The following is a 15017-nucleotide window of genomic DNA, read 5'->3' as shown; positions in this document are numbered from 1 at the left end:
GACTCAACCCGCCTCGCGGTGCAGCGCGATCAGCTGCCCGGCCGAGGTGCGCAGGTGGTCGCGGATCTCCTCGGTTCCCCGCGACCGGATGCCCGCCAGCAGCCGGTCGTGCTGGTCGGCCATCTCGGTCGCCGGCAGCACCGAGCGCAGCTGGTTGAGGAAGAGGAGCAGTTCGCTCTCCAGGCCCGCGTGCGCCTCGGTGATCCGCGGGCTGCCGGCGGCCTCGACGATCGCGTGGTGGAGGGCGGCATGGGCCCGCTCGATCGCACGGTGGTCGCCCGGGTCGCGCTCGCAGGCGGCGCGAAGGGCCGCATTGGCCTCGACCACCGACTCGGGCAGGCGGACGACGCCGTCCGGCGAGGCCACCACGAGCAACGACACCGCCTCGCCTTCGAGCGCTGCCCGGTACTCCATCAGCGCCCGGATGTCGTCGTCGTCGAAACGGCGCACGCGCGCGCCCTTGTAGGGCTCGAACGAGACGAGGCGGGCGGCGGCCAGCTGCTGAAGGGCCGCGCGCACGGTGTGGCGGTTGACGCCGTACTCGGCAGCGAGGGTCTCCTCGCGGAGCGGCTGCCCCGGGGCCAGCCGAGCATCGAGGATGAGCTCGCGGAGCTCGCCCGCGACCTGGGCGACCGCGGTCGGCGACTGGGACATGGTGCTCTCCTCCCGGCTCCGAGGGCTCCCTGCTGCCGAGGGTAGCGTGCCAGGCTGCGGGCGGTCACGACCCCGCCGTGTCAAGGTTGTCGTATGCCGACCGAACCATCCGCCTCCGCATCCTCACCGGCACCCGACGCAGCGACGCCGAGCGCGCAGGCGCCGCCCGCGCAGGCGCCCGCCACGCAGACGCCCGCTACGCCGTCCGCGCAGACGCCGACACCCCCCGGCCGCCGCGCCTCGCTCCGCGACCTGCTCACCGACAAGTTCGGCGAGCTCAGCATCCGCAGCATCCAGATCCTGATCGTGCTCACGCTGGCCGCGGTGGTCGTGTTCGCGCTCGTGCAGCTCAAGCTCGTGGTGATCCCGGTGCTGATCGCCCTCATCCTGGCGTCGGCGCTCAACCCGCTGATGAACTTCTTCCGCCGCCACGGCCTCTCGTCGATGCTCGCGACCTGGATCACCCTGGTCGCCGGCATCGTGGTGATCGGCGGCCTGATCACCTTGATCGTCTTCGCGGTGCGCGGCCAGTGGTCCTCGCTCGGCGACTCGGCGTCGCAGGGCATCGACGACCTGCACGGCTTCATCGTCGGCCTGCCGATCGACATCGACCAGTCGCAGATCGACGGGGCGCGGGATGCGGTGACCGGCTTCCTGACGAGCAGCCAGTTCGGCACGGGAGCGCTCGCCGGGGTCTCGGCGGCCGGTGAGGTGATCACGGGCGCGGTGCTCATGGTCGTCATCCTCTTCTTCTTCCTCAAGGACGGCGGGCGGATCTGGCGCTTCCTGATCAGCCCCTTCCGCGGCTACCGGCACGCGCGCGGCGAGCGGATCGGCTCCACCGCGGTCCGCGTGTTCGGCGGGTACGTGCGGGGCACCGCGATCATCGCCTTCGTCGACGCCGCCGCGATCGGCATCGGGCTGGCGATCCTGCAGGTGCCGCTGGCCCTGCCGCTGGCGATCATCGTGTTCATCGGCGCGTTCATCCCGATCGTCGGTGCGACGCTCGCCGGCGTGCTCGCCGCTCTGGTCGCCCTGGTGGCGAACGGGCCGGTCGTCGCGCTGATCGTGGTCATCATCGTGATCGGGGTGAACCAGCTGGAGGGCAACTTCCTGCAGCCGGTCGTGATGGCGCAGTCGCTGAAACTGCATCCGCTCGTCATCCTCGTGGCCCTGACCGCGGGCACCATCCTCGGCGGCATCATCGGCGCCGTGCTCTCGGTGCCGATCGCGGCCGTCGCCTGGGCGATCGTCAAGGTCTGGTCCGGCCCCGAGCACGAGCCGCACGACGCCGTCGAGACGCGCAAGCCGGATCCGGAGCCCGCGGCGGGCTGAGCCCGCTGCTACCGTGTCCTCGTGGGAGTGCGCATCGAGAAGGTCGACCTGCCGGGCATCGGCGTCCGTCACGATCTGCTGACCGGCACCGGTCGGCGGGTGAGCGTGGTGTCGCACCGCGACGGCGACCACGACCTGGCCTTCGTCGACGAGGACGACCCGGACTCCTCGAGCGACTCGGTCGAGCTCACCGACGACGAGGCGGCGGCGCTCGCCGACCTGCTCGGCAGCTCGATCTCGATGACGCGGCTCACCAGCCTCGCCGGCGACGTGGCCGGGCTCTACACCGAGCAGCTGCTGCTGCCCACCGACTCGCCCTACCTCAACCGCCCGCTCGGCGACACGAAGGCGCGCACGCGCACCCGGGTCTCGATCGTGGCGCTGGTGCGCGGCACGACCGTGATGCCGTCGCCGACGCCCGCCGAGATCCTGCGGCCGGGCGACGTGATCGTGGCGGTCGGCATCCGCGAGGGGCTCGACGCCCTCAGCCGCATCATCGCCAACGGGCCGGACTGAGAGGAGCGCCGTGCACGAGACGACGGTGATCCTGATCGAGGTCGGCGCTCTCCTGCTCGGCATGAGCCTGCTCGGGCGACTGGCGCTCCGCATCGGGATCTCGCCGATCCCGTTCTACCTGCTCGTCGGCCTGCTGTTCGGCAACGGCGGCTTCATCCCGCTCGACGCGAGCGCCGACTTCTTCGAGGTCGGCTCCGAGATCGGGGTCATCCTGCTGCTCGCCCTGCTGGGGCTCGAGTACACGGCCCAGGAGCTGCTGAGCAACCTCAAGCAGTCGCGGGTAGCCGGGCTCCTGGATGCGGTCTTCAACGCGCTGCCCGGTGCGGTGCTCGCTCTCGTGCTCGGCTGGGGTCCGGTGGCGGCGGTCGCGCTGGCGGGCGTGACCTGGGTCTCGTCGTCAGGGGTCGTGGCCAAGATGCTCCGCGACCTCGGCCGGCTGAGCAACCGCGAGACGCCGATCGTGCTCGCCATCCTGGTGATCGAAGACCTCGCGATGGCGTTCTACCTGCCGATCCTCGCCGCGCTGGTCGTCGGCGTGAGCCTCGTGCAGGGCGCCGTGACGGTCGCGATCGCGGTCGGGGTGGTGGCCGCGATCCTGTTCGTGGCGCTGCGCTACGGGCGGTTCATCTCGCGGATCTTCACGGCCGAGCATCCCGAGCCCCTGCTGCTCGGCGTGCTCGGGCTCACGATGCTCGTCGCCGGCGTCGCGGCCGAGGTGAACGTCTCGTCGGCGGTGGGCGCGTTCCTGGTCGGGATCGCGGTGTCGGGCAAGGTCGCGCACCAGGCCAGCCAGGTGCTGACGCCGCTCCGCGATCTGTTCGCCGCCGTGTTCTTCGTCTTCTTCGGGCTGGCGACGGATGCGTCCGAGCTGGTCTCCATGCTCGTACCGGCGGCGCTGCTGGCGATCCTGACCATGGCGACGAAGGTCGCGACGGGGTACCTGGCCGCGCGCCGGGGCGGCATCGGGATCCCCGGTCGCTGGCGGGCGGGCCTCTCGCTCACACCGCGCGGCGAGTTCTCGATCGTGATCGCCGGGCTCGCGGTCAGCGCCGGGATCGAGCCGCGGCTGGCGCCGCTGGCCACGGGGTACGTGCTGATCACGGTCGTGGTCGGACCGTTCCTCGCGCGCATCCCGGACACCCGCTGGTTCAAGCAGCGGGTGCGGTCGCGTCAGGCCGCGGTCACTTCACGATCGCGCGGATGAGGAAGCCGATACCGGTGCCGACGGCGGCCACGAGGACGACTGCGGTCGCCGTCGTCTTCTTGTGGGTGCGCGCCGCCGTCATCGGATCGGCGCGGAAGTCGCCGGCGATCTCCTGAGCCCTGGCCGGGACGTCGAGGCGCTGCTGGATCTCGTCGAGCACACCGGTGAGTTCGGCGCGGCTGGCCTTGATGTCGGCCTGCAGCTCGGCGCGGCTCCGCTTGGGGGCCGGCTCCGCATCCTCGTCGCGCTCGTTCGTCTTGACCGCGCGGGCCGTGACGACCCCCCGGGCGACCTGGGTCACGGCGGCGGGGACGCTGAGCTGCTGGTTGTCCGGCTCGGACTTCTTCTTCGCCACGTCGGGACTCCTCGGGGGATCGGGGGATAGCGTCAGTTCGCCGAGCGTACCTTGCCGATGAGGTCGCCCGCTTTGTCGGCGGCCTTGCCCGCGGCCGACTCGACGGCCTCGCCGGCGGAGTGCACGGCCGACTGGACGTGCTCGTCGTTCCAGAAGTCCTTGGCCTTGGCGCGGATCTGCTCGTACCGACGGCGGCCCGCGCGGGTGCCGAGGACGTAGCCGGCGCCGAAGGCCAGGAGCAGGAGGATCTTGTTCATGATGTATCCGTTCGTCGCAGGGGCGAGGGCGGTGGTTTCACCGTGCTCTCCATCGTGCGCCGATCCGGCCCCCGTGCACAGTCCTGCGGGCGCTTTCCCACCTGCTCCGGCCGGTCGTGCCGAGCCCGATGGCGGCTTCGCGCGGCTGAGCGACAGGTGACGCATTACGGCGCATGGAGATTTCTTTCAGGAAGAGCGTCGATACTTGTTGCTTCAATCGTTTGCCCGCCGGCCAACCCGATCATCCGGCCCCCGGTGCGAGCGTCACGCCGGAGCCGAGACGGCTTCTGGAACAACCCGACATCGACCGTCACCGCCAATCGCCGCGGCAGGGCGCCGACCCCCCTCAGCCCCTGTTCCCCCGCGCGTGCGCCGCCCTTTTGCAGCGCGCCCGTTTCCGCGGCCGGAGTGCAGCCGACCGCTCGCGCGCGCCCGCACCCATTGGCCGAACCATTGGAAACCATGCCCAACGCAACGCCCGCCTCACCCTCATCGAAGAAACGCACCACCTCCCTCGCCCCGACCGCCGGCTCCGGCATCGGCGCTCCGGACGCCCCGGTGCAGTTCCTCTCCACGGACACCGGCGAGAACGCGATCATCGCGGCCCGCCGACCCTCCTCGTTCGACAGCCGCAAGGCGATCCGCCAGCACGACCGCCGGCACCGCCTGCGCCGCGCGGCCCACGTGCTCGGCCCCATCGGGTCGGTCGCCGCCGCCGCGGTCCTGGTCACCGCGGCCTCGGTCGTGCACCCCGCCATCGCCAACGCCGAGACCTCGGTCGGCACCACGAACGCGTCGAGCATCAGCACGACCATCTCGGTCGCGGCCCCGGAGGAGTCGCCGAACGAGCTGCTCGAGCGCACGAAGGATCGCGCCGAGACCCGCGCCGCCCAGACCGTGAGCTCGGCCAACCAGGTGCTCGCCTCGGTCAACGGCAAGGTCGACACGACCCCGCTGATCGCCTCGGTCGCCTCGCTCGCGAACTACCCGTACCTCGACACCACGACCGTGCAGACGCTCACCAACTCGGCCGCCGCCGCGACCACGCAGGCCACCCTGCAGGCCGCCGCCGTCGACAAGGCCGCCGCCGAGGCCGCCGCGCAGGCTGCCGCCGATGCCGCCGCCGCGGCTCAGGCCGCCGCCGACCGTCTCGCCCGGGCCAACACCCCGGACGGCGCCCGCGACGTCGCCGCCGACATGGCCTCGAACCAGTACGGCTGGGGCAGCGACCAGTTCCAGTGCCTGAGCTCGCTCTGGTCGAAGGAGTCGGGCTGGAACTACCAGGCCGAGAACGCCTCGAGCGGTGCCTACGGCATCCCGCAGGCCCTCCCCGGCAGCAAGATGGGCACCGTCGCCGACGACTGGCAGAGCAACGCGGTCACCCAGATCCAGTGGGGCCTGGACTACATCAAGCGCGGCTACGGCACGCCCTGCTCGGCCTGGTCGCACTCGCAGTCGGTCAACTGGTACTGATCGGCGCACGCCGGCCTGGTTCACGTCGGGCCGGCGCACCCGGATGACCGCGGGCGCATGATGGAGGCATGGCCTCTCTCGTCCGCGGCATCCGGGTCGCCGTCGCCCGGTTCTCCCGAACCCGCTTCTTCCGGCGCGTCGGCCCGACGATCATGCCCCCGCTCGAGCGGGCGATCCGGTTCCTGACGCGCGGCCGCGTGCAGCTGAGCGGACTGCTCGTCCCGTCGCTCGTGCTGCGCACGACCGGGGCGAAGTCGGGCCTAGCCCGCGAGACCGAGCTGATGTACGTGCCCGAACCGGATGGCCGGATGCTCGTGACCGGCAGCAACTTCGCCGGCGCCGCACACCCGGCCTGGAGCGCGAACCTGATCGCGCATCCGGATGCCGAGGTCGTCGTGCACGGCCGCCCCGTCCCGGTGCGGGCCCACCTCGTCGACGACGACGAGCGAGAAGCGGTCTGGGCCTTCATCGAACAGCAGTGGCCCGGCTACCGCGGCTACGAGCGGGCGTCGGGCCGGACGCTCCGCATCTTCCGCCTCGACCCCCGCACGGGGGCGGGCGGCGGTTACGCTTAGGGCATGGCGGAGGACATGCACCAGGCCCGAACGCACGCACGATCGCAGCAGCAGCAGCAGCAGCAGCAGCAGCAGCAAGCGCAGGCACAGGCGCCCGCGCCGACGCCGACGCCGACGACCGACCCCGCCGGCTTCGAGCGGCTTCGCCTCGACGCCGTGCGGCAGCTCGAACTCCTCGACACCCCCGGTGAGGAGCGCTTCGACCGCATCACCCGCATCGCGCGTGAGCTGTTCGGTGTGCCGGTGGCCGAGATCAACCTGCTCGAAGAGACCCGCCAGTTCACCAAGTCGCCTCAGCTGCCCGGCGTGCCGACCGACAGCGACCGCTCGCAGTCGTTCTGCGACGTGACGATCCAGCGCCCCGAGCTGCTCGTCGTGCCCGACGCGACGAAGGACGACCGGTTCTCCTGGCGTTCGACCGTCACCGGTGAGCGTCACATCCGCTTCTACGCCGGTCGGCCGCTCAGCCTCGGCGACGACTACCGGGTCGGCACGCTGTGCCTGGTCGACACCGCCCCGCGCGAGTTCACGCCCGACCAGTACCGGCTGCTCGAGGAGCTCGGCCAGTGGGTCGAGCGCGAGCTGCAGGACTCCGCCGACCGCGACCGCGCCGCCGAGGTGCAGCAGAGCCTGCTGCCGCGTGACCAGCCGAGCCTGCCCGACTTCGAGGTCGCGGGCGTGTGCCTGCCCGCCAAGAACGTCGGCGGCGACTTCTACTCCTGGCGCGGCACCGAATCGGGCATCGAGCTGACGATCGCCGACGTGATGGGCAAAGGCACCGCGGGCGCGATCATGGCCGCGACCGTGCGCGCGGCCTTCCTCTCCCGCACCGGCGGCGACGTCGTCGGGGCGGTGCGCGACGTGAACGACCAGCTCGCCCGCGACCTCGGCGAGACCGGATCGTTCGCGACGCTCTTCCACGGAGTCATCGACATCGCCTCGGGCACGCTCGACTACGCCGACGCCGGTCACGGCCTCACCGTGCTGGTGCGCCCGGACGGCTCCTTCGAGCGGCTCGAGGCGACCGGCCTGCCGATCGGCCTGGTCGCCGACGGGCTGTGGACCGCCGGGCGCGTGGTGCTCGAGCCGGGCGACCGCCTGATCACCTTCACCGACGGCCTGCTCGACCTCTTCGACGGCACCCTCGACTGCATCGCCGACGTCGCCGCGATCGTGGCGCAGGCGGACGGGTCGCAGGATGCGGTGGCCCGGGTCGCACAGCTGACCGCCGACGCGACGGCCGACGACGACGTCACCGTGGTCGTGGTGACGCGGCAGGCGACGGCCTGACCCGCCGGGTCGCGAGCTGCTGAGGGTCTAGCCGCTGAGCAGCCGAGCCGCTGAGCCGCTAGCGCCCGATTACTCGGCCTGTGCCTCGCGGGCGCGCGAGATGGTCCAGACGTTCCGCTCGTCGACCCGCTCGTAGCGCAGGTCGTCGACGAGGGCCTGGATGAGGGCGATCCCGCGACCGGACTCGGACAGCTCGTCGGGCATCTCGCGGTTCATCAGCACGATGCCCCCCGCGTCGGCCGTGTCGGCGAGCGAGGCCACGAGACCCGTCTCATCGGCCGTGACCGAGAGCACGCAGGTGACCCCGCCCTCGCCCGAGGCGTGCTGGATGACGTTGGAGGCCAGCTCGATCAGCGCCGTCTCGAACGCCATCCGGTCGTACTCGCTCACCTCGGGGTTCGCGGTCCAGACCGATTCCAGGAACTCGTGCACCGCATCCACGTCGTCGGGCGGCGAGGAGAAGACCAGGTTCTTGCGCTCCTCAGTCACGGGAGGCCTCCTCGATCGAGGGGTACGGGGTGAGGATCTTGTCGACGTTCGACAGCTTCAGCACCATCGAGACCTGGGTCGAGGGAGCGACGATCCGCAGGTCGCCGCCGGTCTCGCGCGCCGACTTGAGGCAGCTGATCAGGGCGCCGAGGCCGGACGAATCCATGAACGGCACGCGGCTCAACTCGACCACGATGCGGTGCCGGCCTGCGTCGATCGCTCGCTTCACGGTGTCGCGCAGAGGCTGCGCCGACACCATGTTCAGCCGGCCGTCACCGCGGATGACGGCGACGTCGTCGCCGATCGTTTCCGTCGTGAACTCCATGTGATGGTTACCCCCTAGAACTAAGCTGAACCAAGGTTATCGAAGGGAGTCGACGTGCCGGATCCGGAACGCGCCATCGCGCGCATCATCCAGACCTATCCGAACGTGAAGGTCGTGCTCAGCGACAGCGTCTTCAACGACTCCTACTTCCACACCGCGGGCGCCGACGGCGGCACCCTGTACATCAACGCCGAGCTCACCGAACTCGTCGCCCGGCAGCCCGGGTGGACGGGCACGATCATCACCTCCGAGGCCCTTCCCGACTCGTGAACCTCCCCAACGCGATCTCCTTCGGCCGGCTGCTGATCCTGACGCCGCTGTTCGTGGTGGTGCTCCTGGTCTTCCGGAGTCCGCTGCTCGGCCTCGTCGTGCTGATCGTGCTGGGCGTCACCGACTGGGCCGACGGCTTCATCGCGCGCCGCTTCGACCTGATCACCGATCTGGGCAGGAAGCTCGATCCGATCGCCGACCGGGTGAGCCAGTTCGTGGTCTGCGCGACGCTGGTGCTGGCGGGGATCGTGCCGCTGTGGATGGCGCTCGTGCTGCTCGTCGCCGATCTGGTGCTGGGCATCACGATCCTCGTGCGGAAGCCCGGGATCGTGTCGGTGCGCTGGATCGGCAAGGTGCGCACGGTGCTGCTGATGGTCGGCTTCCCGTTGCTGCTGCTGGTCGCCTCGTTCTGGCCCGACGACGTCGTGCTGTCGACCGCCGCGCTGACGGTGGTGGGGGCCGGATGCGTGCTGCACGCGATCGCGAACCTCGAGTACACGGTGGTCACGCTGCGTGGGCCGCGGCGGGCAGTTCCGGCTCAGCGCGGGTAGGCGAGGGCGTCGGCCTGGGCGAAGCGGCACCAGACGCGCTGGCCCTCGGTGAGGTCGAGGGCGGCGGCCTCGCCGGGCGTGAGGTCGGCCGCCAGGTGCTCGGTGCGGAGGCGGACGACGTCTCCGCGCTGTTCGAGGTCGAGCACGTGCGCCTCGAGCACGGTGTGACCCGGCTCGGTGGCGGTGGCGGTGGCAGCGGTGGTGGTGGTGGTGGTGTCGGTGGCGGGCGGGGTCACGGTCACGGTGATGTGGGACGGGCGGATGGCGACGGCGGCCGGTCGGCCCGGTTCGAGCGGCGCGTCGGCTCGGGCGCGCACCCGGGTTCCGGCAGCCTCGACGCCCAGCTCGACGCCCAGCTCGACGTCCAGCTCGACGTCCACCTCGCCGCCGCCGGGGGTGCTCGCGGCGACCGTGCCGACGAGCAGGTTGAGGCCGGCGAGCCCGGCGTGGAACGGGCTGGTCGGGCGGTCGAGCACGGTTCGGGTGGGGCCGGAGTCGACGATCCGGCCGCCGTCCATCACGACGACCCGGTCGGCCAGGGTGAACGCGTCGAGGATGTCGTGGGTGACGATGATCGCCGTGCGGCCGGCGAGCACCCGACGGAGGGTGCGGCGGAGGGCGGGGGCGACCGCCGCATCCAGGGCCGCCATCGGTTCGTCGAGCAGCAGCAGGCGTGGCTCGGAGGCGAGGGCGCGGGCGACGGCGATGCGCTGGGCCTGGCCGCCGGAGAGCTCGTGCGGGCGACGGCCAGCAAGCCCGGAGGCGTCGACCTCGTCGAGCCAGGTGCGCGCGAGCGTGTGGGGGTCGGCGCTCCGGTCGCCGCCCCGCCGCGAGCGGGGGCCGAAAGCGACGTTCTCGAGCGCGGTGAGGTGGGGGAAGAGGAGAGCCTCCTGGGCGAGCAGCGAGACGCCCCGGCGGTGCGGCGGCAGCACGGTGCCGCGGCGCGAGGCCGGCGGCACATCGAACAGCACGGTGCCGTCGAGATCGGCGCGCCCTTCGGCCGGGCGGAGGAGTCCGGCGAGCAGGGCGAGGAGGGTCGACTTGCCCGCGCCATTCGGGCCGAGCACGGCGAGCGTCTCGCCCTCGGCGACGTCGAGCGCGACGTCGAAGCCGCGGTCGGGCATCCTCGCCCGGAACTGCAGACTCACGACTGCCGCCGTTCGACCGGCCGGATGTCGGCTGAGTCCTGCGCATCCGGCACGAGCCGACGGCCGCGACGGAGAGGGGAGGCCTCGCCCGCCTGGTGCGCCACCGCGACGACGACGATCGCGACGACCACGAGCACGAGGGAGAGGGCGACCGCGGCATCCGGATCGGTCTCGCGCTGGAGGTAGATCTCGAGGGGGAGGGTGCGGGTGGTGCCCTGCAGGCTGCCGGCGAAGGTGAGCGTCGCGCCGAACTCGCCGAGCGCGCGGGCGAACGAGAGCACCGCGCCGGAGAGGAGCGCGGGGAGCACGAGGGGGAGCGTGATGCGGCGCAGCACCGTGCTCGGCGAGGCGCCGAGGGTCGCGCCGACCGCTTCGTAGCGGGTGCCGACGGTGCGGAGCGCCCCCTCGAGGCTCAGCACGAGGAAGGGCAGCGCCACGAAGGTCTGCGCGAGCACGACGGCCGTGGTCGAGAAGGCGAGCTGGATGCCGAAGGCGTCGAAGGTCTGGCCGAGGAGCCCGCGGCGGCCGAAGGTCGAGAGCAGGGCCAGGCCGCCGACGACGGGCGGGAGCACCAGGGGCAGCAGCACGAGCGAGCGCAGCACCTTCTGTCCCCAGAACCGGGTGCGGGCGAGCACGAGCGCCATCGGCACGCCGAGCACGATGCAGAGCGCCGTGGCGGCGAGCGAGGTGCGGAGGCTGAGGCCGAGGGCGTCGAGGGAGGACTCGGAGGTGATGAGGGGGAGGAAGTTCGCCCAGTCCACCCGCAGCACCATGCCGGCCAGCGGGAGCACGACGAACGCGGCGCCCACGATGGCGACGACGATCAGCCAGCGGGGGAGGGAGCGGTAGGACACGTCACTCCTTTCGTCGGCGGCTTCGGGGTGGGTCTGGTCGGGCCGGCTGGGTCGGGTCGGATCCGGCGCGGGATCAGGGAGCGCCGAAGCCGGCGGGGGAGAGGACGGCGCGACCCGAGGCTCCGGCGACGAAATCGACGAAGGCGCGCGCGACGGCGGTAGCGCCGTCGAGACGTCCGGCGTGGTCGACCACGGCGACGGGGTACGTGTTGACGGCGTTCGCGGATTCGGGGAATGCGATGCCCTGCACGGCGTCGCCGGCGGCGGCGATGTCGGTGACGTAGACCAGGCCCGCATCCGCTTCGCCGCTCGTGACCTTGCCGAGCACGTCGGTGACCGACGACTCCTCGCTGACGGCGGGGATGTCGACGCCCGTCGTCTGCTCGACGGAGGCGGTCGCGGCACCGCAGGGCACCTGCGGGGCGCAGACGACGACTTTGGCCGCGGGGTTCGCCAGGTCGGCGAACGAGGTGATCCCGGCCGGGTTGCCCGGCGGCACGGCGATCTCGAGCACGTTGGTCGCGAAGTCGACCGGGGCCGCGGGGTCGATCAGGCCGGCGTCGGTGAGCGTGGTCATGTTCTTCTCGTCGGCCGAGGCGAAGACGTCGGCGGGAGCGCCCTCGGTGATCTGGGTGACGAGGTCGCTGGAGCCGGCGAAGTTCAGCTCGACGTCGACTCCCGGATGCTCGGCCTCGAAGCGGGTGGCGAGCTCGGTGAAAGTGCCCTTGAGCGACGCCGCGGCGAAGACCGTGACCGACCCGTCGAGGGTCGAGGTGTCGGGTGCGGCGGTGCCGGGGCTCGTCGCGGTGCCGGGGGCGTCCGCCGGATCCGCCGGGCTCCCGGATGCGCCGCCGGCGCAGCCCGCGAGCAGTGCGGCCGTCGCTGCGATCGCGACCAGCAGGGCACCCCGCCGCGCTGTCTCCGCGCGGCGACCGTGCATCCGGATGCCGTTCACGCGTCGCCCCGGGGGGTCTCGATCATCACGGTCGTGGCCTTGACCACCGCGATCGCCACCGAGCCCGGTTCGAGACCGAGCTCGCGCACGGCCTCGCTCGACATCAGCGAGACCACGCGGTGCGGGCCGCACTGCAGCTCGACCTGGGCCATCACCCGGTCGAGCGTGATCTCGGTCACCAGCCCGACGAAGCGGTTGCGCGCGCTGCGGCCGATCTCGCTGGGGTCGGCGGGGAGCACCGCGTTCTTCCGCGCCAGCTGCGCCAGGTCGAGGCCGTCGACGACCGTGCGACCGGCGTCGTCCTTCGCGCTGGCGATCAGGCCCGCGTCGACCCAGCGCCGCACCGTGTCGTCGCTCACGCCGAGAAAGACTGCGGCATCCTTTACCCGTATCTGCGTCACGGAATCGAGTCTAGAGCCGCTAGTGCGGAAATTGAGGCACCTACGGGATTCGAACCCGTGTAGACGGTTTTGCAGACCGCTGCGTAACCACTCCGCCAAGGCGCCGGGGGTTGCGACGACTGTAGCCGATGCCCGGACGCATCGGGCCAGTGTTACGCCGCCGCGGGTAACATGATGCCGACGCCCGGATGAGGCGCTCGAAGACGCCTGGAATCCCGCCGAACGACGACAAGAGAGGGGCGCTCTGTGACGACGTATCGACAGGATGCGGGAAGCGCGACCGCCGGCATCACCTCCGCCTTCGTGGTCGCCACGACCATCGTCGCCGCGGTCGCCGGCTTCGGGGTCGCCCTCGGCGAGGTGCTCGTCCGCCACGGCTGGATGACCGACGAGGGCCGGGTGGTCGTGCTCGACGCGGGCGTGGGCGGCTTGGTCGTCGGGGTGGTCTTCGCGGTCGCGGGCGTCGTGACCTGGGTGCTGGTGCGACGGTTCAGGATGCCGCGGTCACCGTGGGCGGCGGCCCTCCTGATCGGACTCGCGGTCGCGCTGCTCGGGTCGGCCATCGGGCTGCTCGTGATCGCGGTGCGGCCGGCCCTCTGGCCCAGCTGGCCGCTCGATCTCGTTCCGGCCGTGCTCGCGGGCGTGGCCGCGGCCGTCATCGCGGCCCGCGAGCTCGCCCGCCCGGCCTCCCGGGTTCCGACGCCCGCTCGCGCCTGATCCCCGTTCCGTCGGCTCGCGTCCGGCGGCGTGACGTGGATTGCGACAGTCGTCGCGACGACAGGCGAACGGCCCCTGGCATACTCGACCCATGGAGGGCGCAGCACGCGCTGACGGCGCAGACGACCGGGGCACACCGGAGGTCGTCGAGCGCTCAGCGGCCGGCCCGCTCGCCCATTCGGCCGGCGCCTCCACCGCCCTTTCGGCCGGTGCCTCCGCGGTCCGTCCGGCCGCAGCCGTCGCTGCCACCAGCACCGGCACGGGCGCCGGCACCGCCACCTCCCCGCTCCGGTTCGCGCTCGAAGGCGGGTTGGCGACGATGCTCGCGAGCATCCTCACCACTCAGACCGTCATCGTCGTGCTCAGTTGGCCCGACCTGAGCTTCTGGATGTTCGCGGCCCTCACCAGCACCCTCGTCGGCGCCGCGCTCGGCTTCACCGCGGCGGCCGCCGGCCTGATCGCCTGGTACGCCGGGCTGCGCACCCTCGACACGCGCCGGAGCGCCACCGGCGTCGGTCTCGCGATGGCCCTCGCCGCCACGGCCGTCGCCGCGCTCGTCACGATGCAGAGCCCCGGCACCGTGCACTGGCTGTGGTGGACCGTGCCCGGCGCGGCCGCGGTCGGTGGGGCCTTCTCGGCCCACGCCATCCGTCGCGCCGCCGTCTAGCGGCTTCAGGCTCAGGGAACCAGCACGAGCTTCCCACCCGGGTGCTGACCCGCCAGCACCTCGAGCGCCTCGCGCGCCTTCGACAGCGGGAAGGTCTGCGCGATCGGGATCACGAGTTCGCCGCGCCCCGCCGCCTCGATCAGCCGTGGCCGGGTCTCGTCGCGGAAGGCGGCGCTCGCCGGCATCGCCCCCGCAATCACTCGGAAGCCCTCGTGCCGTTCGGCGGCCCGGGCCATGGCGGCGATCGTGACGATCCGCGCGGGGTCGGCGACCAGGGCGAGCGACACGTCGATCGCCTCATCCGTACCGACCGCATCGAGCGCCGCGTCGACGCCCTCGGGCGCCAGCGCCCGCACGCGCTCCTCGAGACCGGGCCCGTACACGACCGGCTCGCCGCCGAAACGCCTGACCAGGTCGGAGTTCTGCTCGGCGCAGGTGCCGATCACCCGCGCGCCGATCGCGGCCGCGAGCTGCAGCACGGCGACCCCGACCGATCCGGATGCCCCGTGCAGCAGCACGATGTCGCCCGCCCTGACCCCGGTCACGTCGAGCATCTCGGCGGCCGTGGTCGACACCAGCAGAAGGCTCGCGGCCTGCTCGAACGACAGCGACCCGGGCTTCGCGAAGACGTCCTTCGCCGCGACCGTGCGCTCGGTGGCGTACCCGCCCGAGATCCGGAAGGCGAGCACCTCGTCGCCCACCTCCACCGGGCCCGATCCGATCCGGGTGTCCGGGCCCACGGCCGTCACGACGCCCGCGCACTCGTAGCCGATCGGCACCGGCAGGAGCGAGCGGTCCGAGCCGTTCGCGACGTGCTTGTAGTCGGCCGGGTTCATGCCGGCGGCACGGATGCCGATGGTCACCTCGCCGGGGCCGGGCGCCGGCACGTCGACGTGCACCTCCTCGAACACGTCGAGCCCGCCGAAATCCTTCGCAACCCACATCTTCGCCATGTCCTCAGCCTAGGACGGCGGATCGGGA

At 72.1% G+C, this 15017-nt stretch carries 20 protein-coding genes and 1 tRNA gene; 10 read left to right on the top strand and 11 right to left on the bottom strand.

What is annotated here, in order from left to right; genetic code table 11:
* Window positions 1-3: 3 nt before the first annotated feature.
* Window positions 4-654, bottom strand: a complete 651-nt coding sequence (locus HSO01S_RS15590; RefSeq protein WP_066043175.1) for a GntR family transcriptional regulator — start codon at window positions 652-654, stop codon at window positions 4-6.
* 93 nt (window positions 655-747) lie between these two features.
* Here HSO01S_RS15590 and HSO01S_RS15585 point away from each other — a divergent pair, with 93 nt between their 5' ends.
* From HSO01S_RS15585 to HSO01S_RS15575, 3 genes are read left to right on the top strand one after another with little or no spacing between them, the layout of a single operon-like run.
* On the top strand, window positions 748-1989 hold the full coding sequence (locus tag HSO01S_RS15585; RefSeq protein WP_084361740.1) for an AI-2E family transporter: 1242 nt from the start codon (window positions 748-750) through the stop codon (window positions 1987-1989).
* A gap of 21 nt (window positions 1990-2010) precedes the next feature.
* Window positions 2011-2505 carry a cation:proton antiporter regulatory subunit gene (locus HSO01S_RS15580; protein ID WP_066043174.1) on the top strand — a complete coding sequence of 165 codons (495 nt, stop codon included), beginning with the start codon at window positions 2011-2013 and terminating at the stop codon, window positions 2503-2505.
* 10 nt (window positions 2506-2515) lie between these two features.
* Window positions 2516-3709: a cation:proton antiporter gene (locus HSO01S_RS15575; RefSeq protein ID WP_066043173.1), complete on the top strand. Its 1194-nt coding sequence runs from the start codon at window positions 2516-2518 to the stop codon at window positions 3707-3709.
* Here HSO01S_RS15575 and HSO01S_RS19130 read toward each other — a convergent pair.
* Window positions 3687-4064, bottom strand: coding sequence for a DUF3618 domain-containing protein (locus HSO01S_RS19130; protein ID WP_066043172.1), 378 nt, complete (start codon window positions 4062-4064; stop codon window positions 3687-3689). The genes HSO01S_RS15575 and HSO01S_RS19130 overlap by 23 nt on opposite strands.
* Window positions 4065-4096: 32 nt before the next feature.
* Window positions 4097-4321 (bottom strand): hypothetical protein, encoded by a 225-nt coding sequence (locus HSO01S_RS19125; protein ID WP_066043171.1) that lies wholly within the window; start codon window positions 4319-4321, stop codon window positions 4097-4099.
* 462 nt (window positions 4322-4783) lie between these two features.
* Between HSO01S_RS19125 and HSO01S_RS15560 the strand changes: the two genes are divergently transcribed.
* From HSO01S_RS15560 to HSO01S_RS15550, 3 genes are all read left to right on the top strand, one after another.
* On the top strand, window positions 4784-5794 hold the full coding sequence (locus tag HSO01S_RS15560) for an aggregation-promoting factor C-terminal-like domain-containing protein (protein ID WP_066043170.1): 1011 nt from the start codon (window positions 4784-4786) through the stop codon (window positions 5792-5794).
* A gap of 68 nt (window positions 5795-5862) precedes the next feature.
* Window positions 5863-6369 (top strand): nitroreductase family deazaflavin-dependent oxidoreductase, encoded by a 507-nt coding sequence (locus tag HSO01S_RS15555; protein ID WP_066043169.1) that lies wholly within the window; start codon window positions 5863-5865, stop codon window positions 6367-6369.
* Window positions 6370-6372: 3 nt separating this feature from the next.
* Window positions 6373-7659 carry a PP2C family protein-serine/threonine phosphatase gene (locus HSO01S_RS15550; protein ID WP_066043168.1) on the top strand — a complete coding sequence of 429 codons (1287 nt, stop codon included), beginning with the start codon at window positions 6373-6375 and terminating at the stop codon, window positions 7657-7659.
* Window positions 7660-7728: 69 nt separating this feature from the next.
* On the opposite strand, the gene HSO01S_RS15545 is transcribed toward HSO01S_RS15550, so the two are convergent.
* On the bottom strand, window positions 7729-8148 hold the full coding sequence (locus tag HSO01S_RS15545) for an ATP-binding protein (RefSeq protein ID WP_066043166.1): 420 nt from the start codon (window positions 8146-8148) through the stop codon (window positions 7729-7731).
* Window positions 8141-8473 (bottom strand): STAS domain-containing protein, encoded by a 333-nt coding sequence (locus HSO01S_RS15540; RefSeq protein ID WP_066043164.1) that lies wholly within the window; start codon window positions 8471-8473, stop codon window positions 8141-8143. The genes HSO01S_RS15545 and HSO01S_RS15540 overlap by 8 nt, the downstream gene beginning before the upstream one ends.
* 54 nt (window positions 8474-8527) lie before the next feature.
* Between HSO01S_RS15540 and HSO01S_RS18855 the strand changes: the two genes are divergently transcribed.
* Window positions 8528-8743, top strand: coding sequence for a hypothetical protein (locus tag HSO01S_RS18855; protein ID WP_066043162.1), 216 nt, complete (start codon window positions 8528-8530; stop codon window positions 8741-8743).
* Entirely contained in the window at window positions 8740-9294 is a 555-nt protein-coding gene (locus HSO01S_RS15530; protein ID WP_066043160.1) for a CDP-alcohol phosphatidyltransferase family protein, read from the top strand. Before HSO01S_RS18855 ends, HSO01S_RS15530 begins: the two co-directional genes overlap by 4 nt.
* Here the strand turns inward: HSO01S_RS15530 and HSO01S_RS15525 are convergent.
* From HSO01S_RS15525 to HSO01S_RS15505, 5 genes are all read right to left on the bottom strand, one after another.
* Window positions 9282-10442 carry a sulfate/molybdate ABC transporter ATP-binding protein gene (locus tag HSO01S_RS15525; RefSeq protein ID WP_066043158.1) on the bottom strand — a complete coding sequence of 387 codons (1161 nt, stop codon included), beginning with the start codon at window positions 10440-10442 and terminating at the stop codon, window positions 9282-9284. The genes HSO01S_RS15530 and HSO01S_RS15525 overlap by 13 nt on opposite strands.
* Window positions 10439-11296 carry an ABC transporter permease gene (locus tag HSO01S_RS15520; protein ID WP_066043156.1) on the bottom strand — a complete coding sequence of 286 codons (858 nt, stop codon included), beginning with the start codon at window positions 11294-11296 and terminating at the stop codon, window positions 10439-10441. The genes HSO01S_RS15525 and HSO01S_RS15520 overlap by 4 nt, the downstream gene beginning before the upstream one ends.
* A gap of 73 nt (window positions 11297-11369) precedes the next feature.
* Window positions 11370-12236, bottom strand: coding sequence for a molybdate ABC transporter substrate-binding protein (modA, locus tag HSO01S_RS15515; protein ID WP_066043258.1), 867 nt, complete (start codon window positions 12234-12236; stop codon window positions 11370-11372).
* An 11-nt stretch (window positions 12237-12247) separates the two neighbouring features.
* On the bottom strand, window positions 12248-12652 hold the full coding sequence (locus HSO01S_RS15510) for a TOBE domain-containing protein (protein ID WP_066043154.1): 405 nt from the start codon (window positions 12650-12652) through the stop codon (window positions 12248-12250).
* 34 nt (window positions 12653-12686) lie between these two features.
* Window positions 12687-12757 (bottom strand) — tRNA-Cys (locus HSO01S_RS15505).
* Window positions 12758-12898: 141 nt separating this feature from the next.
* Here HSO01S_RS15505 and HSO01S_RS15500 point away from each other — a divergent pair.
* Window positions 12899-13369, top strand: coding sequence for a hypothetical protein (locus tag HSO01S_RS15500; protein WP_066043152.1), 471 nt, complete (start codon window positions 12899-12901; stop codon window positions 13367-13369).
* A gap of 91 nt (window positions 13370-13460) precedes the next feature.
* Window positions 13461-14036, top strand: coding sequence for a hypothetical protein (locus tag HSO01S_RS15495; RefSeq protein ID WP_066043150.1), 576 nt, complete (start codon window positions 13461-13463; stop codon window positions 14034-14036).
* A gap of 11 nt (window positions 14037-14047) precedes the next feature.
* On the opposite strand, the gene HSO01S_RS15490 is transcribed toward HSO01S_RS15495, so the two are convergent.
* Entirely contained in the window at window positions 14048-14989 is a 942-nt protein-coding gene (locus tag HSO01S_RS15490) for an NADP-dependent oxidoreductase (protein ID WP_066043148.1), read from the bottom strand.
* Window positions 14990-15017 lie beyond the last annotated feature (28 nt).

The sequence above is a fragment of the Herbiconiux solani NBRC 106740 genome, from assembly GCF_001571005.1.
In the GTDB taxonomy this organism is placed as follows: Bacteria; Actinomycetota; Actinomycetes; order Actinomycetales; family Microbacteriaceae; genus Herbiconiux; species Herbiconiux solani.
This window is presented reverse-complemented; position numbering and strand designations above follow the sequence as displayed.